2 protein-coding genes are annotated in these 1,250 nt (G+C 28.5%); both read right to left on the bottom strand.

The window, feature by feature from the left end; all coding sequences use genetic code 11:
• Positions 1 to 102: 102 nt before the first annotated feature.
• Complete coding sequence (locus ABWO04_RS12020) at positions 103 to 522, bottom strand: transposase-like zinc-binding domain-containing protein (RefSeq protein ID WP_353079916.1); 420 nt, start codon at positions 520 to 522, stop codon at positions 103 to 105.
• 170 nt (positions 523 to 692) lie between these two features.
• On the bottom strand, positions 693 to 1,250 hold a 558-nt coding region (locus ABWO04_RS12015; protein WP_353079915.1), incomplete at its 5' end, for an alpha-ketoacid dehydrogenase subunit beta.

Here is a 1,250-nt window from a genome sequence, read left to right as displayed (position 1 = left end):
TTTTTCATAATTTAATATAGTTAGTATTTGATTAGTGGTGCCAAATTCTAAAAAATAGTAAAACAAAAAAATTTTAATATATATAATTGTAAAGCAGTATAGTTAATCTTTAAAACGTTCCCATTTAATTAGCATAAACTTGTCACCAAGTTCGGTAATTATCATTCCAGCACCGGATAACATTTCTTTGTTTTTAAGAAATTCTACCAATTCTAAATGATTAAAAATTTTATAAGTAGGATGGTAATTTGAATTTTCAGGTTTTTTTATTTTAAATTCTTTAACCCAATTACTAATTGAAACGTGAGATACGCCAATAATGCGTTCAATCTCTCTAAAACTTAATCCTTCGAGATATAATTGTAAGGCTTTTGTTACGTAATAATCGTCAATTTTTTTACCTAATTTATTGACGCTGAAAAAATAATTACACGGTTTACACAAATAACGTTGTCTGTTTTTAACAATTCCGCTCTTTACGATCTGATTATTTTGACATTTTGGACAGGCTAAAATCTCCATATATATAAATTTTGCATAAATATACTAAATTAGCAATATAATAAAATAGAATTCGTGTTTTTTTTATATTATTTTTTCATTTCCACTAATAAATAGTAGAAATAATTATATAAAGCATAAAAAAAGCGTAACAAGTACGCATTTACATTTTTCAAATGTACTATATTTTATTAAAATGCTAAAACTTCTTTTAAAGCTATTTCAAAACGAGTTTTTGGTAAATATTGATCTTCAATAGCCTTCACAAACGGAATTGGGGTTTCTAAACTTCCTACACGTCTTACAGGTGCGTCTAAATATTCGAAACAGTTCTCCATTATTAAAGCCGAAATATCACTTGAAATTCCACCAAATAAGGTATCTTCTTGCAGTATAATACATTTTCCAGTTTTCTTAACCGAAGTATAAATAGTATCTAAATCTAAAGGTTGAAGCGTTCTTAAATCAATTACATCCGCAGCAACTTCTGGGTTCTTAGCTAAGGTTTCTAACGCCCAATGCACACCTGCACCAAAAGAAATTACAGTAATATCAGTACCTTCTTTAAGTAAAGCTGCCTTACCTAAAGGAATCGTATAATAATCAGATGGAACGTCTTGATGAATACTTCTATACAATTGTTTGTGTTCAAAAAACAAAACCGGATTTGGATCATTAATTGCGGTATTTAAAAGCCCTTTTACATCATACGGAAAAGCCGGATATATCACTTTTAACCCTGGTGTTTT

Origin of the sequence: Flavobacterium sp. (genome assembly GCF_040382755.1) — a bacterium.
GTDB lineage: Bacteria > Bacteroidota > Bacteroidia > Flavobacteriales > Flavobacteriaceae > Flavobacterium.
Note: the sequence above shows the minus strand (reverse complement) of the source record. Positions and strands in the feature narration are given on the sequence as shown.